The sequence below is a fragment of the Rhizobium mesoamericanum STM3625 genome (assembly GCF_000312665.1).
In the GTDB taxonomy this organism is placed as follows: domain Bacteria; phylum Pseudomonadota; class Alphaproteobacteria; order Rhizobiales; family Rhizobiaceae; genus Rhizobium; species Rhizobium mesoamericanum.
In genome coordinates this window covers 2,379,817-2,399,168 of the sequence record NZ_HF536772.1, presented here as the reverse complement: position 1 = coordinate 2,399,168, position 19,352 = coordinate 2,379,817, and the positions used below count along the sequence as shown (strand labels likewise).

Below are 19,352 nucleotides of genomic sequence, written 5' to 3'. Positions count from 1 at the left end.
TTTTGCAGGGATCTTTGCGCTCGGCGGCTACTACGTCATAACCGGCAGGATCGAGATTGGGACGGTCGTCGCCTTTATTTCGGGCCTCAACAAGGTGTCGGATCCCTGGGGAGCGCTTGTTGACTGGTATCGCGACTTGAAGGTCACCCAAGTAAAGTACGAGCTGATCCGGGACGCGACCACGCTGGATTCAGGTGTCGCGCTGTAAACTCACGGCCAAGCCACCTGAGAGCGAATGTTCAGGACGTTGTTGCCACATTGTCGTGGCAGACGTTGACGCGTTCGAGTTGGGCTGGCCCATCGAGACCTCAAAGATTACGTGATCCGATCGTGATCTTCCCCTCGGTTGGTTACGATCGGGCGTTGCGACCAACTCGGTCCGCTCTCCGCAATGATCGTACTCCTCGACAGCCTCCTCACTTAGCAAGCACAGCCATCCCATCGAAATTGCCTAAGTAGGTCTTCGAGGCCGACGGTCGCACGCGGTCGTTCCTGATCAGGCCAAACCACGCCATGGCTGAACCACGACTTGAACGCTACGTCGGAGTTGTCTACCGGCCAGACACTCTTGGGCTTACCGAGGTCCTCATGCCCAAAGCTCCGTCTCCTTCATCCGTGCAAGCGCTGTCTGATCTTCCGGCGAGAGGCGCTCGATTTGCTTGCGCCCCAATGCGCGCGCTGGAGCTGCTTGTGCAGCACGGGTTCGATCCTTCGCGCACCGCCGGACGTCGTTGATCTGATGCTCGGCGAGCATCATCAGCCACCCGTTCAGGACGCTGTTCATGTCGGGATGGCAGTCGACGGTGATAGTCAGCCGGGTCGCGTGGTAACACAATTCAACCGGAATTTTACGGATATGGAAGGGCCTTCGGAGGGCTATGCGACCGTACGCGCAGCACTGTCCTCCAACGTCGTACGGGCCTCCTCGCGCATACGATGTGCTGCCTGAGAGGCCAACTTCGAACCAATCATGAGTATATTGCTCGCTTCACTGGCGTAGTCGATCCTGGCAACTCGAACGAAATCGCCGATGACGTCGAGAGCATCGTTGCTTCCCGCGCTGCCAACGAGGTCACCAACTAACCTCACCTGCTGCTGGTAACGTCGCATCAGAAAATCGAAGGACTCGATCTGGAGGCGCGATGCCGCATTCAAGACCTGGACCTGAAAATTGACGCCTGTCTCCAGAAGCTTCTCCGCAGCCGCAATAGCCGGAAGATTCGCAGGGATGGGATAGATATGGTCGGCGTCTTGGATCATTTCGGTTCTCCCATTGGCACGTAAATTCCCCATCGCTTTATCGATATACGAGCACGGGGATATGCGAATGACTGAGGACTTTGTTCGTAACGCTACCGAGGATCAGCGCGGCGGCGCCACCCCGGCCGTGCGATCCCATTGCTATCAGATCGCATCCATGAAGAACGGCGGTTTCGATGATAGCTTGGTGCACCTCTTCGCTTCGCTGCTTGACAGTATAGCAGGTAACTCCCTGATGACGAGCGCGCAACTCGACGTCTTTTAGGAATTGAACGGCTTGTTCATCCGACAGCCGATCATAGGCTTCCCGGCTGGATGCCAGCTTGTCGCTGTCCGTTGTGAAGATGCGAAACGGCTCGATCACGCAGACGAAAACGACCGATGCGTTCGCGTCTCTAGCGAATGCCACCGCGTTCTCAGCGGCCGTGACGGCAAGCCTGGATCCATCCGTTGGAATGAGAATCTTTGCGAACATAGTATTTCTCCTCCTGACCCAGATACTAGGGCACGCCGGTCACCCGTCTTTGATCCTTGTCAAAGTTCGTCGAGAAAACCGCGCTCGTCGCCATTCGCCAATTGCTCGTCAGGCAGACCTTCCTTGACAAAGGTCAAGGAATGCGGGGAGCAGATGTGCAAAGAATCCTTGGGGAAAGAACGAGGCGGAACAGCGATGCAACGTGAGAGGTCATTCGGATCGGATAGCCGGTCGCTGCTACGGCGATCGCGGGATTGGTAGCATTCTGGTTCGTTCGAAGGGGGATGCGTCGCAGTCCTTCATCTGTTCGGGGTGAGCATCGAAGTCGCTCTTGCAGCCACGCTGATCTTCCGGGGAACGTCGTTCTGGATGCCGATGCTCCCAGGCATGTGGCTGACCCATCGGGAGGCGCAGGCGGATCTTTGACCTTCGTCAATGCGGCGTCCTGCAAATACATGGTTGTGTCGGGCTGTGCCTCTTCGAGCCACGTCCTGACAGAAGGAACGGCTTCAAAGAGCTTCTTAGTCAGGAGAACAGACATGATAGTCGAGAACGCAATGACTTCGTCTCCTATCACGATCGGTGCATCTTGTACCGTGTTGGAGGCGGCCGAGACCATGCTCACGAATCGCATCAGCGGGCTGCCTGTCGTCGATGACGACGGAGTGCTGGTGGGCATGATCACCGAAGGCGACTTCTTGCGGCGACACGAGCTTAACACGGAACGCCAGCGGTCCTGGCTGCAAAGCTGGCTCGCGAGCCCTGGAAAGATCGCCGACGAATACGTGCGTTCCCACGGACGGCGTGTTGACGAAGTTATGAACGCGCGCGTCGTGGTCGTGTCTCCCGACGCTGCGCTCTCCGACGCCGTACGCCTGATGGAGCGAAACGACATCAAACGACTGCCGGTGATCTCCGACGGCAGGCTCGTCGGCCTCATTTCGCGTTCAGACCTTCTGCGTGCCCTGACGAAGACGGAGAAGCCCTCGGCGCCATCGACCGAAGACGCTCACATCCAGAGCGCGGTCGAAACCGAACTTGCGAAGCAGAGCTGGAGCAGAAACGGTTTCATCCGCTGCGAGGTCAGAAATGGCGTGGTCGAACTCACCGGCACCATCTTCGACGAACGCGAGCGGCTGGCCGCGAAGGTCGCCGCGGAGAACGTCCCAGGCGTGAAAGCGGTCGCAGATCACCTGAGCTGGATCGATCCCTACTACGGCGTAGCTTTGCCGCCGCCCGTCGGCGGAGAAGATCGCGTCTGAGGCCTGCCTCAATTCGACGTCTCGTTCGCAGATTGATCTCCGTCAAGGAAGCCGCGCCCTCCTCCTCTATGCTCATCTGCATGAGTTCATAGGTGGAACATGCAGGACCCCAAGATATTCTTCCATGGCGCGGCCGGTTCGGTCACTGGTTCCTGCTTTCTCTTGGAGGTGGCGGATGGCAGGATTTTGATCGACTGCGGGATGTTTCAGGGCTCGAAGAGTGAGAAGGAACTCAACTACCGCCCCTTCCCATTCGATCCCGCCAAGATCGACGCCGTTCTCCTGACGCATGCCCACATCGACCATTCAGGCCTGCTTCCCAAGCTTGGAAAGGATGGCTTTAGCGGACCGATCTATGCGACGCGCCCAACGATGGAGCTGTGTGCCGTCATGCTGCAAGACTCCGGTCACATCCAGGAATCCGAAGTCAGACAGCTCAACCGCCGCAACCGGAGACGGTCACGCGAAACAGTCGAGCCGATCTACACCGCCGACGACGCGCGCATGCTGATGCCCCAGTTCGTGTCCGTTCCATACCAGCAGTGGCGAGAAACCGTGGGCGGGATCAAATTCCGTTTCTGGGACGCTGGCCATCTCCTCGGATCGTCGTCGATCGAGATCGAAATTACACTCGCCGACGGACTTCGACGTCTCTTGTTTTCAGGCGATGTAGGCACCCGCTACAAGCTGCTTGAAGGACTACCCCAGGCCCCAGTGGACGTCGACTATCTCATCTGCGAAAGCACCTATGGCGACCGCGAACGCGAGGACTACACGCAGGACGCCCGCCGCAACGGTCTGAAAAAGATAGTGGCCAAGGCGCACAATCCAAATGGCGCGCTTCTAATCCCCTCTTTCGCCGTGGAGCGCACCCAGGAGGTGCTGACCGATCTCGTAGCATTGATGGACGACGGTAGCCTTCCTCGAGCGCCGATCATGATCGACTCGCCGCTGGCCTCCAGAGCGACGGAGGTGTTCAAGGCCCAGATGGGCGAGCTCGAGAACGCCGCCGCGTTCATGCGAGCGCTCAACGCTCCGAACGTCAGGTTCACCGAAACCGCCGAGCAGTCCAAAGCACTCGATCTGGTTCGCGGATTCCACATCATCATAGCGGCGAGCGGCATGTGCGAGGCGGGGCGAATCCGACACCGCTTACGCAATTGGCTCTGGAGGCCCGAGTGCACGGTGCTCCTGGTGGGATTCCAGGCGGCAGGGACGCTCGGTCGAATCCTTCAGGAAGGCGCATCCGTCGTGCGAATCCAGGGCGACGAGATCCAGGTGAATGCAACGGTGATTCCCTTTGATGCCTATAGCGGCCATGCCGACGCCAGCGACCTGGAGACGTGGGTTGTGGCGCGCAGGCCGATTGAAAAAGGAGTATTCCTCGTGCATGGGGAACCGCAGGCGCGATCGGCCCTGGCAGCCCGCCTGGCCAAGGTGCTGCAGGTTCCGATCACGGAGCCAAGGCTGGACGACGGCTACTTTTTGACCAAGAGCGGCGGGCGGCTGGTAGAGGCGGTCTCGAATGGCCGTCTTGCGCCCGAACAGGTCGGACGACCGGACTGGCACAACGACTTCCAGAACTTTGTCCTCGACCTATCGGACCGTTTGAATCAGGCGGCGGATCAAAAGCGACGAGCCCTCATTCTTCGCAAGGTGAGACGGGCGCTCGAGTCCGAATACGACGTCATCGAAAAGGAGAACAGAAATGCTGTCGGCTGATCGCGATTTCAAACCGGGTGGCGAGCATTTCGCAATTCCCACCCAAGGCGAAGTGGAAGGCAAGCTCATGGTTTCGGAGTTAGTCGCCGTCGCCTGCCTGCAAGAGCTTCTGAAGAAGGAGCATGCGCCGGTCGTGGAACGAGTTCGGCGTCGCATTCTACGGGATCTGAAGCATCGCTGCCGAGAGCTGAAGCTCTGCACGGATGATGAAAAGGCGACCGCGAGCTATGCGTCGCAGATCTTGGATTCCGCGGTGAAAGAGGCCGGCTGCCGGTAGGCTAGCCGACGAGGTGATCATGAACAAGGAAGTGGGAGTTACCTTCAATGCCGGTTCGTCGAGCTTGAAAATCGGGCTCTTCGACATCGGGTCCGGCACCGCCAAGCGCCTCGGCCGGGCCGTCGTCTCCCTCGGCGAGCACCCTCGCCTCAAGTACGGCAGCGATGACGATATCCACGAGGTCGATCTGCCCGACTCCTCGGATGGCCTTGGCACGCAAGCCATCTCAAGCGTTCTTGATCGGCTGCTGCAGGGCGATCGCAACATCGGCTTTGTCGGACACCGCGTCGTTCATGGAGGGTTGATTTTCAAAGGGCCGACGCTTCTCACCGACGGCGTCATGTCGCAAATTGGAAGCTTGACCCCCATGGCCCCGCTTCACCAGCCTCAAGCGCTAAAGGTGATCAATGCTGTCTTCGCCCTCAATCCATCCGTCATTCAGACGGCATCGTTCGACACGGCGTTCCACACTTCGCAATGCAGTCTCGCGACAAGGCTGGCAATTCCCCGCGCAATGCACGATGCAGGCATACGTCGATACGGCTTCCACGGCCTCTCTTACAAGTACATAGCCACCTACCTTCATAAATTCGCACCTTATATCGGCGGCGCCAGAGTGGTCTGTGCTCACCTCGGATGCGGCGCAAGTCTCTGTGGCATGGTCGACGGGGTCAGCATCGACGCCAGCATGGGGTTTTCGGCTCTTGACGGCATTCCAATGGCGACGCGGTCCGGAACGATCGATCCTGGCGTGCTAATCCACCTGCTCAGATCCGAGTTTCCGGACGCCGACAAACTGGAGGACTTCCTCTATCACCGTTGCGGACTTCTGGGAGTCTCCGGAATAAGTGGCGATACGCAGGCGCTCCTCGAGGACTTCCGCCCCGCCGCTAGAGAAGCGCTCGACCTATTCTGCTACAGAATAGCCGGCGAGATCGGCCGTCTGGCAGTCTCGATAGGCGGCCTCGATGCGCTAGTGTTTACGGGGGGAATCGGAGAACACCAACCGGAAATCCGCAGAGGGATCGAGAGGCACCTGACATGGCTGGGCCTCTCGCTGAATGAAGCAGCCAACAAGACCAATGCAACTGTCCTGAACGCCAAGGACAGTGCCATCGCCGCTTTCCTCATCCCCACTGACGAGGAGCAGGTGATCGCCGACGAGGCACTCGCGGTCATCAGCCAACATCGACTTCATTGAGGAGAACGACGGCGGGGATGAGGAACGATGGCAGCCGCGATGTTGGCCAGTGTGGCGCCGGGTCACAGCGTTTTAGAAGGGACGGTCGGGGATCGCAGCGTGCCCCATGTTGCGTGCCAGAGACTGAGGCTCCCCACTCATCACCCCCGACTCGCGCCCACCACCGTGCTCCGGCCGCATCCTTTGTTCTGTCGGCGGCATTGTAGGCCGCGGCGAAAGGGAAGCGATCTTGAGCGGCCCGGAAATGCCACGTGCGACTTGAGTTGCGACCGCCTCCTCCGGCCCGATCGAGGTGTCGGAACGCTGGTTCAAATTGTAGCCGTCGGACCACAAGACCGCTCCATCTGCCTGTCGAACGAGGCGAGTTGTCAATCGAATGAGTTCGTCGCTTCCCCGTACGCTCCCCTGCAGGACATAACGCTCATCTGCCGAAGTGCTGAGTCCCGTAGGGGTCGCGATGACGGTCCGCCTTCCTGCGGCGACGAGTTTGACGATGATCTCATCCCTCAGAACGCGGGACACTTCCGCCGTCTGGCCGCTACCGCCAGCGTCGTCGAAGGGCTCCACGACTACAGTCGGTGGCGGCATCTCGTTGATAAGATTGTGCACCGTCTCAGTCGAAAGGTCAGGGCGAAAGAGCAAGGACATCGTTGTGATTCCCAGAAACGAGAGGCCGACGACCGCCGCGATGAATCCAACCGATAGCTTTGGAGCGCCTTCGGACCTGGCCTCGTTTCTAGCAGGTTGCGCTGCGGACGTTCTGTCGTGTTCCGGATTGGCCCTAAATGAGGGAACGTAGCCACCCTTCGGAATTGTGATCAGGACAGGTTCCGGTTGCCGCGACAGGAGATAGAACCGCTCGAGCTCTCTCCTTATCCGGCCCGCCTCGATGCGCACGGCGGGGTCGTTTTGAGCGTCGAAATTCGATCTCCTAAAAATGGTGTGAGCGATCGTGTAGGCTTTTAGATATTCTGATCGCTCCGCGAGTGTCTCCTCTACGACGTAGCGCAGAAAGCTTCTTGCCCGGTCCGGAAGGCAAAGATCCCCGCTTGCCAGAATCCGCTCTAGCTGGACCTGCACGTCCGACTTTGAAGGTGCCTCGGCAGCTCCATTGAAGTCTTCTGCGTTGGCCATTGGCTTCCCCCTTCGTACTCTCGATCCGCTTTTGATCTGCCCGGTGCGACGATGCGCTGCCGGAGCCGCGCGTCCACGCCGCATTCGTTCAGCCAGGCGATAAGGCGCCGCGCCTCCTCTCGCGTGAGGAAAACCGTCGTGGCACCGACTTCGGCGGGCGACCCGCTGGCAGCGTCAACCACATTGAACAGACCGTAACGTGTGGGAACGCAGACGTATTGCGCTTTGTTTGTCATGGCTGCCAACTTCGCTCCGAGTCCCAACCTCAGGAATTCTTCATCGCGGCATCCACCGTCGGCTCGACGGGAGCCGCGGGGAATGACGAAGAAGGCTAGCAGCACGCCATCCGCAGACATTGAGCTAGATCAAACAAAAGGGGTCCCCATCTTGATCGGTGTCAATGTCCATTCCGGGCGATCGGGCATTCTCGCACACACGCTCGTTTGAGCCTCCAACAGCGGGATATGCGGATGGGTTGGAACCAGTGGTATAGCTTTAGAAGCTACATGAGATCCCCTCTGTGGATCGTTCCGTTCATCGCCCTGCTCCTCTACGTCGCCGCGATCCGTCTAGTCTACGCTTTCGGAGATTGGACCCCATGGCTCGAGGTATGGCCCTGGAGTAACGGGGACACAAAGGATGCTGGAGACCATCGTCACCATGACGTTGACTTTCGTCGTCTTTACATTCGGTTCGCTACTCGTGGCGATTCAGGTCGCCGGGGGGTCAGTTGACGCCCAGGATCATCACGACAACCCTTCTGCGGGACACTCCATCCGGTTCACCGTCGGCCTCTTCATTTTTACGCTGCTCTTCGCGACTGGCGCTCTTTCGAGACTGGATACGACGGTTCCCCACGGTGTTTCTGGAATGGCTGGCCTCCTGGGCCTTTTGTCCATTGCAGCCTTTCTCTACCTGATAGACTACCCGGCGCGGCTCGGCGACGAGATCAGGAGCAAGTCCGGCCAGTCGCGGCTCATCTGCAGAACGCCGAACTGGGAGGATTTCGTGCAGTTGACCTTGCGAGATCCGCCTGTATGGCGCCGAAAACTTCCAGATCGCCCGTCGATTGCGCGCGGTGATCGAATATGCATCACAGGTTCTGCCTGACGACCGCCGCCCAGCCCTCCTCAGTGAACTGGACTGCTCGACCGAATGCTAGAGAGGATCTACGTTTTTCCGGAGGATTTGAATCTGGCTCAGACGCCCGACTCGCAAGGGTTGGGCGGCTCGGGGAGACGGCCGAGACAGGCTAGCTCGTATTGATCTCCAGCCGTGGTTTCGGAGCCAGTCGATTCACAACTTCGCAACACAAACGTTGTCCTGATTTGATCCCCGTCAATGCGTCCTCATCGCGTGCTCCTAGTCTCTTCTCGAAGGGCACACGAGTTCCTCGAAAAAGGAGGGTCAAATGCGTTACAGTCCCTTTCTTACCTTCCCGGACGCAGCACAGGAAGCAGCCGTTTGGATCCGCGAGCTTTCGGAACTGCTCAGCTGTGAGCAGCGAGTCGCATACGAAGTTTTGAGCATCACCCTGCACGCGGTGCGTGACAGGCTTTCGGTGGACGACAATGCCAAGGTCGGCAATGATCTGCCATCGTTGCTTCGCGGCCTCTACTTCGAGGCATGGGACCCGATGAAAAGCCACGAGCACGATGACCTTCGCGATCTGCCGGCGTCGCTCCGTGCGGCATTGCCACATTCCGTCAGCGCGGACCCGAACGTGTTTTCCAAGATCGAGCGCCTGTTCGAGGATCGTCTCCGTCATAAGAGGCCCACAAAGCTCAATGTCGCCCTAAAGCTTTGCGTCGCCACATGTGAAACCAGCGACTCGGTTGGGGAGGCGTCCAAGATCTAGCCGTCGCGCCAATTACCCTCATAGTGCTCAACTGCAAGGCGGCCCATGTTGGCACCAGCATTCTCGATGGCTTCTCGAAGGGTAAGAATGCTCAATACTGCAGGTATGGGCCACAGGGTTAAGTTATTTCAACTCGCTGAGCTGGACTACGGTAGGCGAAGGTTTTCGTCAAAAGACAAGAAAAATACAAAGGGCGCCAAGCCTCGCCTGTACTCGGCTGATATTACGCACATAAAGGTTGTGTGCAGCAGGGCGCAGTAACTTGCGGTTTCCGGTGCGAAGTTCTACTTCTGTTCTTGCGCGTGCCGGAGTCGGTTCAGTCTTTGGCGGATTGCGAATAGGACATTGCGGGCGCTATGGCGACAGAAGGGCGAAAAAATGGCGAAAACGCGAGTTTTTACTTCGTTTGATTTTGATCACGACGAGGATTTGCGGAACTTACTTGTCGGGCAGTCAAAGAATCAGGATTCGCCGTTCGAGTTGGCCGACTGGTCAGTGAAAGAACACATGACCGGAGACTGGAAGGCTAAGGTCCGGACGCGCATCCGGAGCGCACAGCAGGTCATAATCATCTGTGGCGAATATACTCATACCGCAACCGGCGTCAGTGCCGAACTGGACATCGCGAAAGAAGAGAAAAAACCATATTTCCTGCTTTGGGGGCGGTCTTCAAAGACTTGCATGAAGCCGGTGTCGGCGCTCGCGCAGGACAAAATCTATAAGTGGACGTGGGATAACTTGAAGAGCCTGATAGGCGGAGCTCGATAGGGTGGCGTCAATGTCCAGAAGGGCTCTTATCGTAGGGATCAATCATTACGACAACTCCGGTGTGAGCAATTTGTCCGGCTGCATTCCCGATGCAAACGCGATGCGCGAGGTTCTCAGCCGCCACGAGGATAATAGGCCGAACTATGACTGCCTGATGCTCACTTCCGATGCCTCGCGTGTCACGAGGGTCAATCTCCGCTCGGCCCTGGTCGAGTTGTTCGCCTTCGACGGTGACGTTCTGTTCTATTTTTCCGGCCATGGATCATTGGAAGAGACAGGGGGATATCTCGTTAGTCAGGATGGCGAGCCCGGCGATCCGGGCATTCACATGGACGAGGTCATTCGCCTCGCCAATGGATCACGGGCTCGATCCATCTTGGTCATCATCGATTGTTGCTTTTCAGGCAACATGGGCAACGTGTCCGCCAATCAGGGTGGCCAGCATGCACAGGCGCAGCTCCGGGAAGGAATGACCATCCTTGCGGCTTCAAGACCATCAGAGCCATCAATGGAGGTCGGAGGCCAGGGTGTTTTCACGGAGCTTGTAGTTGGGGCTTTGAAAGGCGGCGCTGCGAATGTTCGAGGTCGCGTGTCGGCGGCCTCTATCTACGGATATGTGGAGGCAGCTCTGGGTGCTTGGGACCAGCGGCCTATCTACAAATCACACGCGAAGCAACTTGACTCCGTGCGCGAATGCGAGCCCCTGATCCTTGATGACCTTCTTCGCAAGATACCGGAATTCTTCCCTGCATCTGATCATGTCTATATGCTCGATCCGACATTTGAAGAGCAGAACGTGCATTGCGCAACGCCGGAGAATGTCGCGATCTTCAAGATATTCAAACAGTATCAGATAACGGGCTTGCTAAAGAATCGCTCCGGCCGAGACCTCTATTGGACGGCGGAGCAATCGGGGGGTGTTTATCTGACGCCGCTTGGGGAATTCTACTGGCGTTTGGCTTCCGGCGGGAGAATCTGATGATCGTCGGTATTACAGGGCATCAAAACCGCGAAGGAATCGATTGGAGGTGGGTCAGGTCGAAAATACGCGACGAGCTGAAATCGCTTGGTCATGTCGAAGAGGGATTAAGTTCGCTCGCCGAAGGAGCCGATCAGGTTTTCGCCGAATGCATCCTTGATCGTGGCGCTCCTCTGCGCGCCGTCATTCCGACCGATCACTACGTGAAGTACTTCCGGGGACGTTCCCGCGCCACCTACCTAAAACTTGTCGATCGGGCGAAGATAGACAAAATCGAAGGAGGGCTCGGCTCCGAGCAAGACGCTTTTCTTAAAGCCGGAAGATATATCGTGGATCACTCCGACGTGATTATCGCCGTATGGGACCAACAACCCGCGCAGGGAAAAGGTGGAACGGCGGATGTCGTGGCCTACGCGCAACAGCGAGAGCGCGATGTCCGGCTGATTAATCCGATTGACAAAACGGTAGGGAAGATTTGATGCCCAAAAAAGTATTTGTGTCCCATAAAAAAGAGGATAGCGGCACCGCCGCCAAGGTGGCGGAGCGGATCAAGTCCAACGGAATTGCGACCTACCTAGATGTCATTGATGATGGACTTGCATCAGATGGACCGGAATTGGCGGATCATATCCGCAAGCGCATGAGCGAATGCGACCAGCTCGTCGCGGTTCTTTCGACGGCAACGAAGGATTCCTGGTGGGTGCCATGGGAGATCGGCGTCGCCTCCGAAAAAGACTTCCGGATCGCGAGCTACGCTGAGCAGTACATCTCGCTGCCGAGTTATTTACAGAAATGGCCGGTGTTGCAGACCATGAGCGAGGTGGATCTGTACTGCGAGTATTCTAAACGCAACGAGCAGGTCACAGTGCGAAAGATGGATGATGCCTATTCGGCGGATAGGAAGAGCACAATCTTCAGGTCCGGAATCGGCGAATTTCACAAAGACCTTGCGCGAGCACTGGTAGCGAAGAGGCGCGGGTATTAACGCTTCGCTAGCTGGATAGCATGCAAGCTGACGAGAGCGGTTTCGTCCGTTAGGCCAAGCGTGACGGGTTGCGATCCTTTTCGCGCCGATGGTGGTGAAATGGTGCGAAAGCAGGAGGGGATGCAGTGGAACTCTGCTTACAGGTTCAGCTTACCAAAGCGGCGCGTAATACACGCACATCTTGCGAGACATGAACAACGATTTTGCAGGCCAGAGATTGTTTGTGGACCGCGCTACCGAGGCTGCAATATGAGATTGCGTATTGAAGCCGCCAGTCCCCTCCCGGGCCCAAATTGACCGATACGACGCGTGCGGCTGATGTCGCCTCTTTGGCCCATTGCGGCCGCGTCGAATCCGTTCAATCGTGGTAACCGCGAGAGGGGCGTCGCGGAGTGACACCGAACTTCATCCTCCTCGATACCGGCGTGCTGACGGGGGCGCGCAAGGCCGGTGATAATCTCAACGAGATATCGTCTTTTTCATAATACAGAGACTGCAGCCGCCGTGGCGCACCATCGCGATCTTCGAGTTGCAGCGGGGTGCCTTCAGCACTGGAATGAAAGACGCTGTTCGAGAGGACACAAGAAGCAATGACTGTTGGTCCGCACCGCCGGCTGGAAATGCGAAGTGTATCCAGGCTATCGTCATCCATTGAAAAATCGTGGGGGAGAATGTCATGCTTCGGCGCTCTGTTGTATCAATCGCCGTTCTGGTCGCTTCCGCTGCGACCGCCGCTGACTTCGCGACATACGAGAATGGCCGCTTCGGTTACTCCATCGATTTACCCACCGACTTCAAAACTGTCCTAACGCCTGAGAACGGAGATGGCATCAGCCTCGAGAGCTCCGACAGATCGACAAAACTGTCCGTGTGGGGAAACTACCTGACGGAGGGCGGCTTCGCTCAGGAGAGCAAGCTTCGATGGAAATTTGAGGCCGACGACGGTTGGAAATTCACCTACGAGAAGCGCGGCCCGTCGTGGGCAAGCTTCTCCGGGATCAAGGGCGATCGCATCATCTACTTGCGGCAGATCGCACTCTGCGACGACGCCATGGGCAACTTCACGCTCGAGTATCCATCCGTGGCGCAAAAACGTTACGGACCGGTCATCGAAAGAATGGTGAAGACCCTGAAGGCACAGAGGCGCTGCGACTGAGGCCGATCGAGCGTCGTCAAGGGGAATAGCTCGAGAACCCTCGCACAAGCGTTTTCCGCTCCGACGCCGCTCTGGGCCTCTCCCAGGATCACCAAGGCCGGATCCAGACCCCTGCAGATGTCCTCACCATTCATCGGATGGCCAGGTGAAGACGGCGGACGACGGGCCCGAGTAACCTGCTCACATGTAGCCCTCGTCCAGGTCGTTCGCTCTCGGTCTTCTTCCTCTGAAAAGAGTGCAGCGTAGTTGAGCCCGTGCCGCTTCACCATATTAGACTGATCCTTTGGATCGCTCTTCGGTGCGCCGGTCGTCGTGATGTCTTGGTCGCATCGGCAGTCGAGTTCTTCGAAAACCGCAGCGACGTCCAGCTACCTGAAATGGAGATGGAGGCGGCGCGATCCTCGCTGACCAGGGGCGGAGCGCAGCGCGTGGTCATCGGCTTGGCATTCAAGCGTCAGGATCGCCCGTCCAATCCCGGCATCATCGTTGACATCGTCGGGCCGCTTCTTGGGCTTGCTGTCGATCGCCTGCAGGTGCATGGCTGAGCGGCAGTCGGAATAGTAGGGGAGCGACGTCGGTGGAAAAGCAGAGGAAGCCGCAAGAGCAAGGCAATTCTGGTTTGCGCTTTCGAAGCCAGGCTACGGAAAGGTTGAACGCCGTCCTCTGATTAGGCTAATAAGCCGATATGGAACGTTCGATGAAAAGGACAGCGCTAGTCGCAGTCTTCGCGATCTCCATTCTTATAGGCATTGCGCAACTCGGATTCTCGGTCGCACTGTATTTCGGGTGGCAGCCGTGAAGCCATTTCTGGTCACTCTTCCTCTGGTCCTGGCGATCGTCGTCCTTATCGTTCTGGTTCATTATTTCGCGGGTCACACCCCCGCTCCGCCTCCGATTTGAATTCGCGACTTGCGGGGACTCGCGGAGCGAGGTTGCGGCTAGCAGGTTGATAGTGCTTGAAACCGGATCTTCCGGGACCTATCCTATTTTGGATAGCGTGTGCTGCGTACGCTACGGGTTCCCCGAAATCGACGGAGACTTCAGTCAACCCTCCACAAACAAGGGAGCGCTAGCCGATGTCTTTGCTTGTCTCACCCGGCCGTATTCAATCCACGCTTCGGAACTTCCTCGATAACGAAGCGTCCGGTGGTCTCGTCCTCATGGCTGTTGCTGCTTTGGCGATGCTGACCGCCAACTCACCGTTGGCGGAAAGCTACTTTAACGCACTGTACGTCGACATCGGACCGCTGAGCCTTCTGCACTGGATCAACGATGGGTTGATGGCCGTCTTCTTCCTGCTGGTCGGCCTGGAGATCAAGCGCGAGATGCTGGATGGGCAGCTATCCAGCTGGAGCCGGCGCATCCTTCCAGGTGCGGCCGCCGTCGGCGGGATGCTCTTTCCGGCGTTCATCTACACTTTTGTCAACTGGGATCATCCCGCCTCGCTGCGAGGATGGGCGATTCCCACCGCAACCGATATCGCTTTCGCACTCGGCGTGATTTCGCTGCTCGGGAACCGCGTCCCAGCATCGCTAAAGATTTTTCTGGTAGCACTGGCGATCATCGACGACTTGGGAGCGGTCATCGTCATCGGGCTCTTCTATACAACCGAAATCAGCTCCCTCGCTCTGATCGGAGCTTGCCTCATGGCGGGGCTGCTATTCGGCCTGAACCGGAGAAAGGTAAACCAACTTTGGCTCTATCTGAGCCTGGGGGGTGTCCTTTGGCTACTGGTATTCATATCCGGCATCCACGCCACCGTGGCCGGAGTAATCCTTGCCCTCGTGATTCCGTTGAAGCTTACACCGGGCACGCCAGAGGCAAACCATGCGGAGTCCCCACTGCACCGGCTGGAACACTTCCTCCAAAAGCCAGTGGCGTTCGTCATCGTTCCGATATTCGGTTTCGCCAATGCCGGAGTGTCCCTCGCCGGGACTTCGCTAGACCTGTTCGCCGAACCCCTCACAATCGGCGTCGCAGCTGGCCTGATGCTGGGCAAGCTCGTCGGCGTTCTCGGCACGGTGGCCCTCTTTGTCAAGCTACGCCTTGCGAAGCTTCCGGCAATGGCTACGTGGGGACAGATGACCGGAACAGCGTTGCTTTGCGGTGTCGGCTTCACAATGTCATTGTTTATCGGACTGCTCGCGTTTGACGATCCGGCAGTTCAAGATCATGTGAAGATCGGCATTCTGATCGGCTCCTTGGCGTCTGGCCTTCTCGGAGCGGCAGTTCTTCTGATCTTTGGACGAAAGCCAAAAAGCCCCAACTTTTCCGGACGTTAGCTTACCTTGTTCATATCGAGCATGTCATCAGGCACACCCGCATCCCTGCTTCATGCCCGGCTTCGGGACGTTCTGAAAAAATTGATGTCTTTGGCGAACAACTCGCGCTTTCAGGATGCTGTTCCATTTGCTGCGTCAACTGTCGCGAGAGCATGTCTGCTGGGGAATATAGAACGCCAGCGAAATGCTTTCGACCAAGAAGCCTGGCATACGAATGGGGTCTGATCCTCAACTGCGAGGCGTCCGTAGTATAATTAGCGGCGATCTACGCGGCAGCCTGGGAGCACTGGCTTGAAGGCATTATCGCTAAAAATAACGACACCCCTTATCCATCGGGCAGGCTTGGTGGTGGTAAAGGTTAAGTGCGTCCAAAGCGATCTAATTGCGCACTTTTCGCCGTGCTCGTCGCGTCACTCCAGCTTCCTCCATCAGCTCTTTCAGGGTCGGTAGCGGCCCCACGATGACATCAACCAGATCGTCAAGCGCGATCAGGCAAACGACCCCGCCTTGGCTCTCGATAATTGCTGGCCAACCATCCGAGGCCGCTGTCGTTAGAATGAAGAGGCGCCGCCGCGCATCCCGTAATCTGAGCGGCATTCCTCCGGCTTCGAGGATCGTAGCGGCCACCAACGGACGTGCCTCCGCCGGCGGTCTTTCTTTCAGAGTTCGGACGATCATTTTCCACGGAGGCCTCATCCTGCCAGCTCCTCCGTCTCAGCGAGAATTCGCGACACTTCCTCGCCCTCGACATGGCCCCTCTTCTCCAGGGCGTCTGCAAGCAACTCGATGGCTCTGCGGCGATGCCGTACGATCTCCCTGCACCGTTCCATTTCACGTACCAGAACTCGCTCGACCCGCGCGGCGATCTCCGGATTGATCCGGCGGAGGCGATCCCTGAGCACAGGGGTGCTCGCGTCGAAATACGAAAGCCCCTCGCCCATACCGAGGGAGACTTCCAACACCGTGGCGATGTCGGTCGCCCTGTGCAGGCCCGATCCGTCGAATCCACCAGCACCTGCGAAAGCAGTCCCAAGCATTTCCTCCTCTGCTGCTCTCCCCACAAGGAAGAATGTGTGCGATCAAGATGGAACTGCCGATCCGGCTGATTGTCGTCTCTGACGATCAAATGCGCGAAGCCAAAGGGCTGTGGGTCTCGAGCTTCGTGCGAGACAACGACAGCTTCCAGAGTGCCAAGCTCAAGATGAAGAGCGACGACGGCACGGGCGGCCCTCGTGGATTGCTACCTTTCTTCGTCGAGCACCCTCCAGCTTTTCGTCGGGTGACCGTGTCTTATTGAGCAGTTAGGTACGAGAACGTTCGCAAGGTGGTCTATCGGCGAACTGATTGGCCATGCCGCCGATATTTTGTCAGCTCCACCCGGCCGCCTCACCGAACTTCAGAGGAAAGTTCAATGCGCCGGCTCGAGCAATATTGTTGATCGTCGGTTGGGTGCCAGATAGGTTCGACGATCCTCTCCATCACCAACCCGGCCGCGTCCACCACTGGGGGGCGATGAAAAGGGCGCATCTGAGCGACCAACGCGTAAGAGAAGACGAGGTCGGAGACGTCGTCCTTCTAGAGTCGAGTGGCCTCCGCGATGAAATCGGAAAAGAGCTTTTCGCGCTTGGCTGTCTCGGCGTCGGGTTGCTTTTCCTGGCCTGTGATCGCCGGGTTGTCCAGGTGGTGATAAATGAGCCCCATCAGAGCAGATAGGTATTCGCTCAAGAGTTTGTCCCTCTTAAAGAAACCAGCACGGTGATAACGACACCGTTCCAGGCTATAGCAGCCGATTCCTGCGGATGGGCAGATATTGGCGGGTCGGGAGCTCGTGGCGAGCCCCTCTAGTCGGCGAGTGGAGGGCCGACCCACACCCCTGGCGGTATCACAGGAATGCAATTGGCCAATCCGTCGAGCATGGATTGCAAGACACTGTCGCTCAGTTCGCGCATCGCTTCGCCGGGCCCCACGAGACGGTCCACCAAGAGGAGCGTCAGGCCATGCATTTGCGACCAGAAAACCAGGATGGCACCGTCGAGTTTTCTTTCGTTTTCCGCGTTGTTCGGAATTTCGTGCCCCAGTGCGCCGCCGCTCATCGCATCCACGACTAGTGCTTTCATCCTGTAAGCAGCGGTCCGCTCTATAGCCGGACGGTCACTATCCTGGCCAGTAAGGTAGCCGCCGAACATCAATCTGTAGAGCGCGGGATTCTGAACGCCGCCAGAGACATAGGCGCGTGCCATGGCCGCAAGTCGCTCGCGCGGACTGCCGAGTTCCTTGGTAGCGTCGGCCATTCGCTCTGCCAGAAGTTCGAACCCTACCCCAGAAACGGCAGCCAACAACTCGCGCTTGTCTGAGAAGTGCTTGTAAGGGGCGTTGTGACTGACGCCGGCTCTCCTAGCGAGCTCCCGGAGTGAGAACTCTGTGCTTTGCGATTCGCTTAGAACCTCGAGGGCTGCATCCACGATGGCCCTGTGGAGATCCCCGTGATGATAGGGGCGCTGATCTGCGGTCGAGTTTGTTCTGCTCATGCTCATCCATTAGGTTGCAATGTTGCCCATGTCAACATTTTGTGACCGACTTGAGGCGGGAATGTTGTTGCGTCGCTCTACATGATGGCGGGAGACCGCGATGGTCCTGCGACTTCGCTCCAGATCCCCTCCAATCCTGCATCGTCGGACGAGTTCGACACGATTTCTTAACCAATCCTTCGGCCAGGGCCCCTGGATGGCGGAAGAGCTGATGTCGCAGTTTTTCGATGAACTAGCACCATCGACGAGCGCGCGAGTGCCTCTTCCTAAAGACGCGTCCAGTTGCAACCTGGAAGGAATGCCCCCTACCTTAATCATGACGGCCGAAAACGATGTGGCCCGAGACGGGGGCGAGGCATACGCGCGCAAAGTGATGCAAGCCGTGGTGAGGGTAAGCGCGGTGAGGTTCCTGGGCACAATCCACGACTTTGCAGTATTGGACCTGCTGGCAGATACGCCGGCCGCGCAAGGAGCTGTTTCCTGTAGCGGTATTGAAAAGCACTTTCGCTAAGTGTCTCTGTGTTCACGACCGTTAGAACAGGTCAACTGCCCGACAAACCTCTGCGAGCGCCGAACAGATTTGTGAAATGCAAAAAAAGGGCGGATCGGGGTGCGAGATTGGCGATGAGGACGGGCCGGTGCTTTAGGCATATTGGGGACAATTGTCGCTCATGAGAATGCCTCGGTTGCGACCATCTGCGTCCCGCCCTACCTACTGGCCATGATCGCATTCCTCGACTTCGAAGCCTCCTCCCTTGGCAAGCATAGCTACCCCATCGAAATCGCCTGGGTTTTCGAGGATGGCCGCTCGCGCTCGTTCCTGATCAAGCCCAAGTCCGGATGGACTGACTGGTCCGCCGATGCGGAAAAGATCCACGGGATCGCGCGCGACCGCCTGCAACAGGAGGGAAGCGACGTCGAACTCGTCGTCACGGAAATGATGGCGCAGCTTTCCGGAAACGATCTTTATGCGAGTTCGCCCTCGTGGGACGGCAAGTGGCTCAGCGTGCTGCTTCGAGGAGGAGGGATGCCACGCCATGCGTTGCGACTAGGGAGATCAGACGACCTTTTTGCCAAAACCGCATCAGCAATCCTCGAGGGTTGGAGCGCTGAAGTCGATATTCAGGGTTTGGTCGCCGATGTCATCGCACAGTCGGAGCCAACCAATCCGGCTCATCGCGCCCTTCCTGACGCACTCCTCGAGCTGAAGCGGCTCGGTCTTGTTCAGGATGCAGCCAGGAAAATTACCGCCTCATGACGCCACGATTTGCCCGTCCCGCCCGCATCATCGTTTGTTGGATCCCGCACGCCAGACGATCCTCAAATCCCCGTTTCGTCAGAAGTCTCATCAGCCGCAATCTGCGATGCCAGCGCAAGTGCCCAGTTAACAAAGACACACTTTCTGCCACCTAACTACCGCTGAGCTCGAGTCAAAACAGACGTTTATGGACGGGCTCTAGGCTAA

24 protein-coding genes and 2 pseudogenes are annotated in these 19,352 nt (G+C 57.7%); 18 read left to right on the top strand and 8 right to left on the bottom strand.

Annotation, left to right across the window (positions count from 1 at the left end; genetic code table 11):
* Positions 1–208 (top strand): annotated as a pseudogene (locus BN77_RS34115) (ABC transporter ATP-binding protein); the annotation flags it as partial.
* A gap of 378 nt (positions 209–586) precedes the next feature.
* Here the strand turns inward: BN77_RS34115 and BN77_RS11805 are convergent.
* The 3 genes from BN77_RS11805 to BN77_RS11795 form a co-directional block, all read right to left on the bottom strand.
* Positions 587–784 carry a hypothetical protein gene (locus tag BN77_RS11805; RefSeq protein ID WP_040677067.1) on the bottom strand — a complete coding sequence of 66 codons (198 nt, stop codon included), beginning with the start codon at positions 782–784 and terminating at the stop codon, positions 587–589.
* 92 nt (positions 785–876) lie between these two features.
* On the bottom strand, positions 877–1,260 hold the full coding sequence (locus BN77_RS11800) for a hypothetical protein (RefSeq protein WP_007532006.1): 384 nt from the start codon (positions 1,258–1,260) through the stop codon (positions 877–879).
* 37 nt (positions 1,261–1,297) lie between these two features.
* Positions 1,298–1,735, bottom strand: coding sequence for a universal stress protein (locus BN77_RS11795; RefSeq protein WP_007532003.1), 438 nt, complete (start codon positions 1,733–1,735; stop codon positions 1,298–1,300).
* Positions 1,736–2,011: 276 nt separating this feature from the next.
* Here BN77_RS11795 and BN77_RS35520 point away from each other — a divergent pair.
* From BN77_RS35520 to BN77_RS11775, 5 genes and pseudogenes are all read left to right on the top strand, one after another.
* Positions 2,012–2,161 (top strand): annotated as a pseudogene (locus BN77_RS35520) (lysylphosphatidylglycerol synthase transmembrane domain-containing protein); the annotation flags it as partial.
* A gap of 113 nt (positions 2,162–2,274) precedes the next feature.
* Complete coding sequence (locus BN77_RS11790) at positions 2,275–2,997, top strand: CBS domain-containing protein (protein WP_007532000.1); 723 nt, start codon at positions 2,275–2,277, stop codon at positions 2,995–2,997.
* Positions 2,998–3,096: 99 nt separating this feature from the next.
* Positions 3,097–4,719 carry an MBL fold metallo-hydrolase gene (locus tag BN77_RS11785; protein WP_007531999.1) on the top strand — a complete coding sequence of 541 codons (1,623 nt, stop codon included), beginning with the start codon at positions 3,097–3,099 and terminating at the stop codon, positions 4,717–4,719.
* Positions 4,706–4,996 (top strand): hypothetical protein, encoded by a 291-nt coding sequence (locus BN77_RS11780; protein WP_007531998.1) that lies wholly within the window; start codon positions 4,706–4,708, stop codon positions 4,994–4,996. The genes BN77_RS11785 and BN77_RS11780 overlap by 14 nt, the downstream gene beginning before the upstream one ends.
* A 19-nt stretch (positions 4,997–5,015) precedes the next feature.
* On the top strand, positions 5,016–6,197 hold the full coding sequence (locus BN77_RS11775; protein ID WP_007531997.1) for an acetate/propionate family kinase: 1,182 nt from the start codon (positions 5,016–5,018) through the stop codon (positions 6,195–6,197).
* A 72-nt stretch (positions 6,198–6,269) separates the two neighbouring features.
* Here BN77_RS11775 and BN77_RS11770 read toward each other — a convergent pair whose 3' ends face one another.
* Positions 6,270–7,331, bottom strand: a complete 1,062-nt coding sequence (locus BN77_RS11770; protein ID WP_007531996.1) for a hypothetical protein — start codon at positions 7,329–7,331, stop codon at positions 6,270–6,272.
* A 639-nt stretch (positions 7,332–7,970) separates the two neighbouring features.
* Here BN77_RS11770 and BN77_RS31385 point away from each other — a divergent pair.
* The 9 genes from BN77_RS31385 to nhaA all read left to right on the top strand — a co-directional run bounded on the left by BN77_RS31385 (position 7,971) and on the right by nhaA (position 15,359).
* Positions 7,971–8,441, top strand: a complete 471-nt coding sequence (locus tag BN77_RS31385) for a DUF2254 domain-containing protein (protein WP_007531994.1) — start codon at positions 7,971–7,973, stop codon at positions 8,439–8,441.
* A gap of 301 nt (positions 8,442–8,742) precedes the next feature.
* Positions 8,743–9,189, top strand: a complete 447-nt coding sequence (locus BN77_RS11760) for a DUF2267 domain-containing protein (RefSeq protein WP_007531993.1) — start codon at positions 8,743–8,745, stop codon at positions 9,187–9,189.
* Between the two features lie 378 nt (positions 9,190–9,567).
* Positions 9,568–9,957 carry a TIR domain-containing protein gene (locus BN77_RS11755; RefSeq protein ID WP_040677065.1) on the top strand — a complete coding sequence of 130 codons (390 nt, stop codon included), beginning with the start codon at positions 9,568–9,570 and terminating at the stop codon, positions 9,955–9,957.
* A 10-nt stretch (positions 9,958–9,967) separates the two neighbouring features.
* Positions 9,968–10,936 carry a caspase family protein gene (locus tag BN77_RS11750; protein WP_007531991.1) on the top strand — a complete coding sequence of 323 codons (969 nt, stop codon included), beginning with the start codon at positions 9,968–9,970 and terminating at the stop codon, positions 10,934–10,936.
* The gene (locus BN77_RS11745; RefSeq protein ID WP_007531990.1) at positions 10,936–11,415 is read left to right on the top strand and encodes a hypothetical protein; all 480 of its coding nucleotides are present in this window, start codon (positions 10,936–10,938) and stop codon (positions 11,413–11,415) included. The genes BN77_RS11750 and BN77_RS11745 overlap by 1 nt, the downstream gene beginning before the upstream one ends.
* The gene (locus BN77_RS11740) at positions 11,415–11,921 is read left to right on the top strand and encodes a toll/interleukin-1 receptor domain-containing protein (protein WP_007531989.1); all 507 of its coding nucleotides are present in this window, start codon (positions 11,415–11,417) and stop codon (positions 11,919–11,921) included. Before BN77_RS11745 ends, BN77_RS11740 begins: the two co-directional genes overlap by 1 nt.
* A 676-nt stretch (positions 11,922–12,597) precedes the next feature.
* Entirely contained in the window at positions 12,598–13,077 is a 480-nt protein-coding gene (locus BN77_RS11735) for a hypothetical protein (protein WP_007531988.1), read from the top strand.
* A gap of 320 nt (positions 13,078–13,397) precedes the next feature.
* A complete protein-coding gene (locus BN77_RS11730; RefSeq protein WP_007531987.1) occupies positions 13,398–13,622 on the top strand; it encodes a hypothetical protein in 225 nt (74 codons plus the stop codon).
* Positions 13,623–14,153: 531 nt separating this feature from the next.
* Entirely contained in the window at positions 14,154–15,359 is a 1,206-nt protein-coding gene (nhaA, locus tag BN77_RS11720; RefSeq protein WP_007531983.1) for a Na+/H+ antiporter NhaA, read from the top strand.
* 378 nt (positions 15,360–15,737) lie between these two features.
* Here nhaA and BN77_RS11715 read toward each other — a convergent pair whose 3' ends face one another.
* Together BN77_RS11715 and BN77_RS11710 are read right to left on the bottom strand one after the other, a co-directional pair.
* Positions 15,738–15,986, bottom strand: a complete 249-nt coding sequence (locus tag BN77_RS11715; RefSeq protein WP_157224447.1) for a hypothetical protein — start codon at positions 15,984–15,986, stop codon at positions 15,738–15,740.
* Positions 15,987–16,051: 65 nt separating this feature from the next.
* The gene (locus BN77_RS11710; protein ID WP_280109943.1) at positions 16,052–16,420 is read right to left on the bottom strand and encodes a hypothetical protein; all 369 of its coding nucleotides are present in this window, start codon (positions 16,418–16,420) and stop codon (positions 16,052–16,054) included.
* Positions 16,421–16,428: 8 nt separating this feature from the next.
* Here BN77_RS11710 and BN77_RS11705 point away from each other — a divergent pair, with 8 nt between their 5' ends.
* On the top strand, positions 16,429–16,656 hold the full coding sequence (locus BN77_RS11705; RefSeq protein ID WP_040677060.1) for a hypothetical protein: 228 nt from the start codon (positions 16,429–16,431) through the stop codon (positions 16,654–16,656).
* 278 nt (positions 16,657–16,934) lie between these two features.
* Here the strand turns inward: BN77_RS11705 and BN77_RS34740 are convergent, their stop codons facing one another.
* Both BN77_RS34740 and BN77_RS11695 read right to left on the bottom strand, forming a co-directional pair.
* Positions 16,935–17,084, bottom strand: a complete 150-nt coding sequence (locus BN77_RS34740) for a hypothetical protein (RefSeq protein WP_007531976.1) — start codon at positions 17,082–17,084, stop codon at positions 16,935–16,937.
* Positions 17,085–17,200: 116 nt separating this feature from the next.
* Positions 17,201–17,887: a TetR/AcrR family transcriptional regulator gene (locus BN77_RS11695; RefSeq protein ID WP_040677711.1), complete on the bottom strand. Its 687-nt coding sequence runs from the start codon at positions 17,885–17,887 to the stop codon at positions 17,201–17,203.
* Between the two features lie 100 nt (positions 17,888–17,987).
* On the opposite strand from BN77_RS11695, the gene BN77_RS31380 reads away from it, so the two are divergent.
* Both BN77_RS31380 and BN77_RS11685 read left to right on the top strand, forming a co-directional pair.
* Entirely contained in the window at positions 17,988–18,398 is a 411-nt protein-coding gene (locus BN77_RS31380) for an alpha/beta hydrolase fold domain-containing protein (RefSeq protein ID WP_007531972.1), read from the top strand.
* A gap of 210 nt (positions 18,399–18,608) precedes the next feature.
* Positions 18,609–19,145, top strand: a complete 537-nt coding sequence (locus BN77_RS11685; protein WP_040677710.1) for a 3'-5' exonuclease family protein — start codon at positions 18,609–18,611, stop codon at positions 19,143–19,145.
* Positions 19,146–19,352 lie beyond the last annotated feature (207 nt).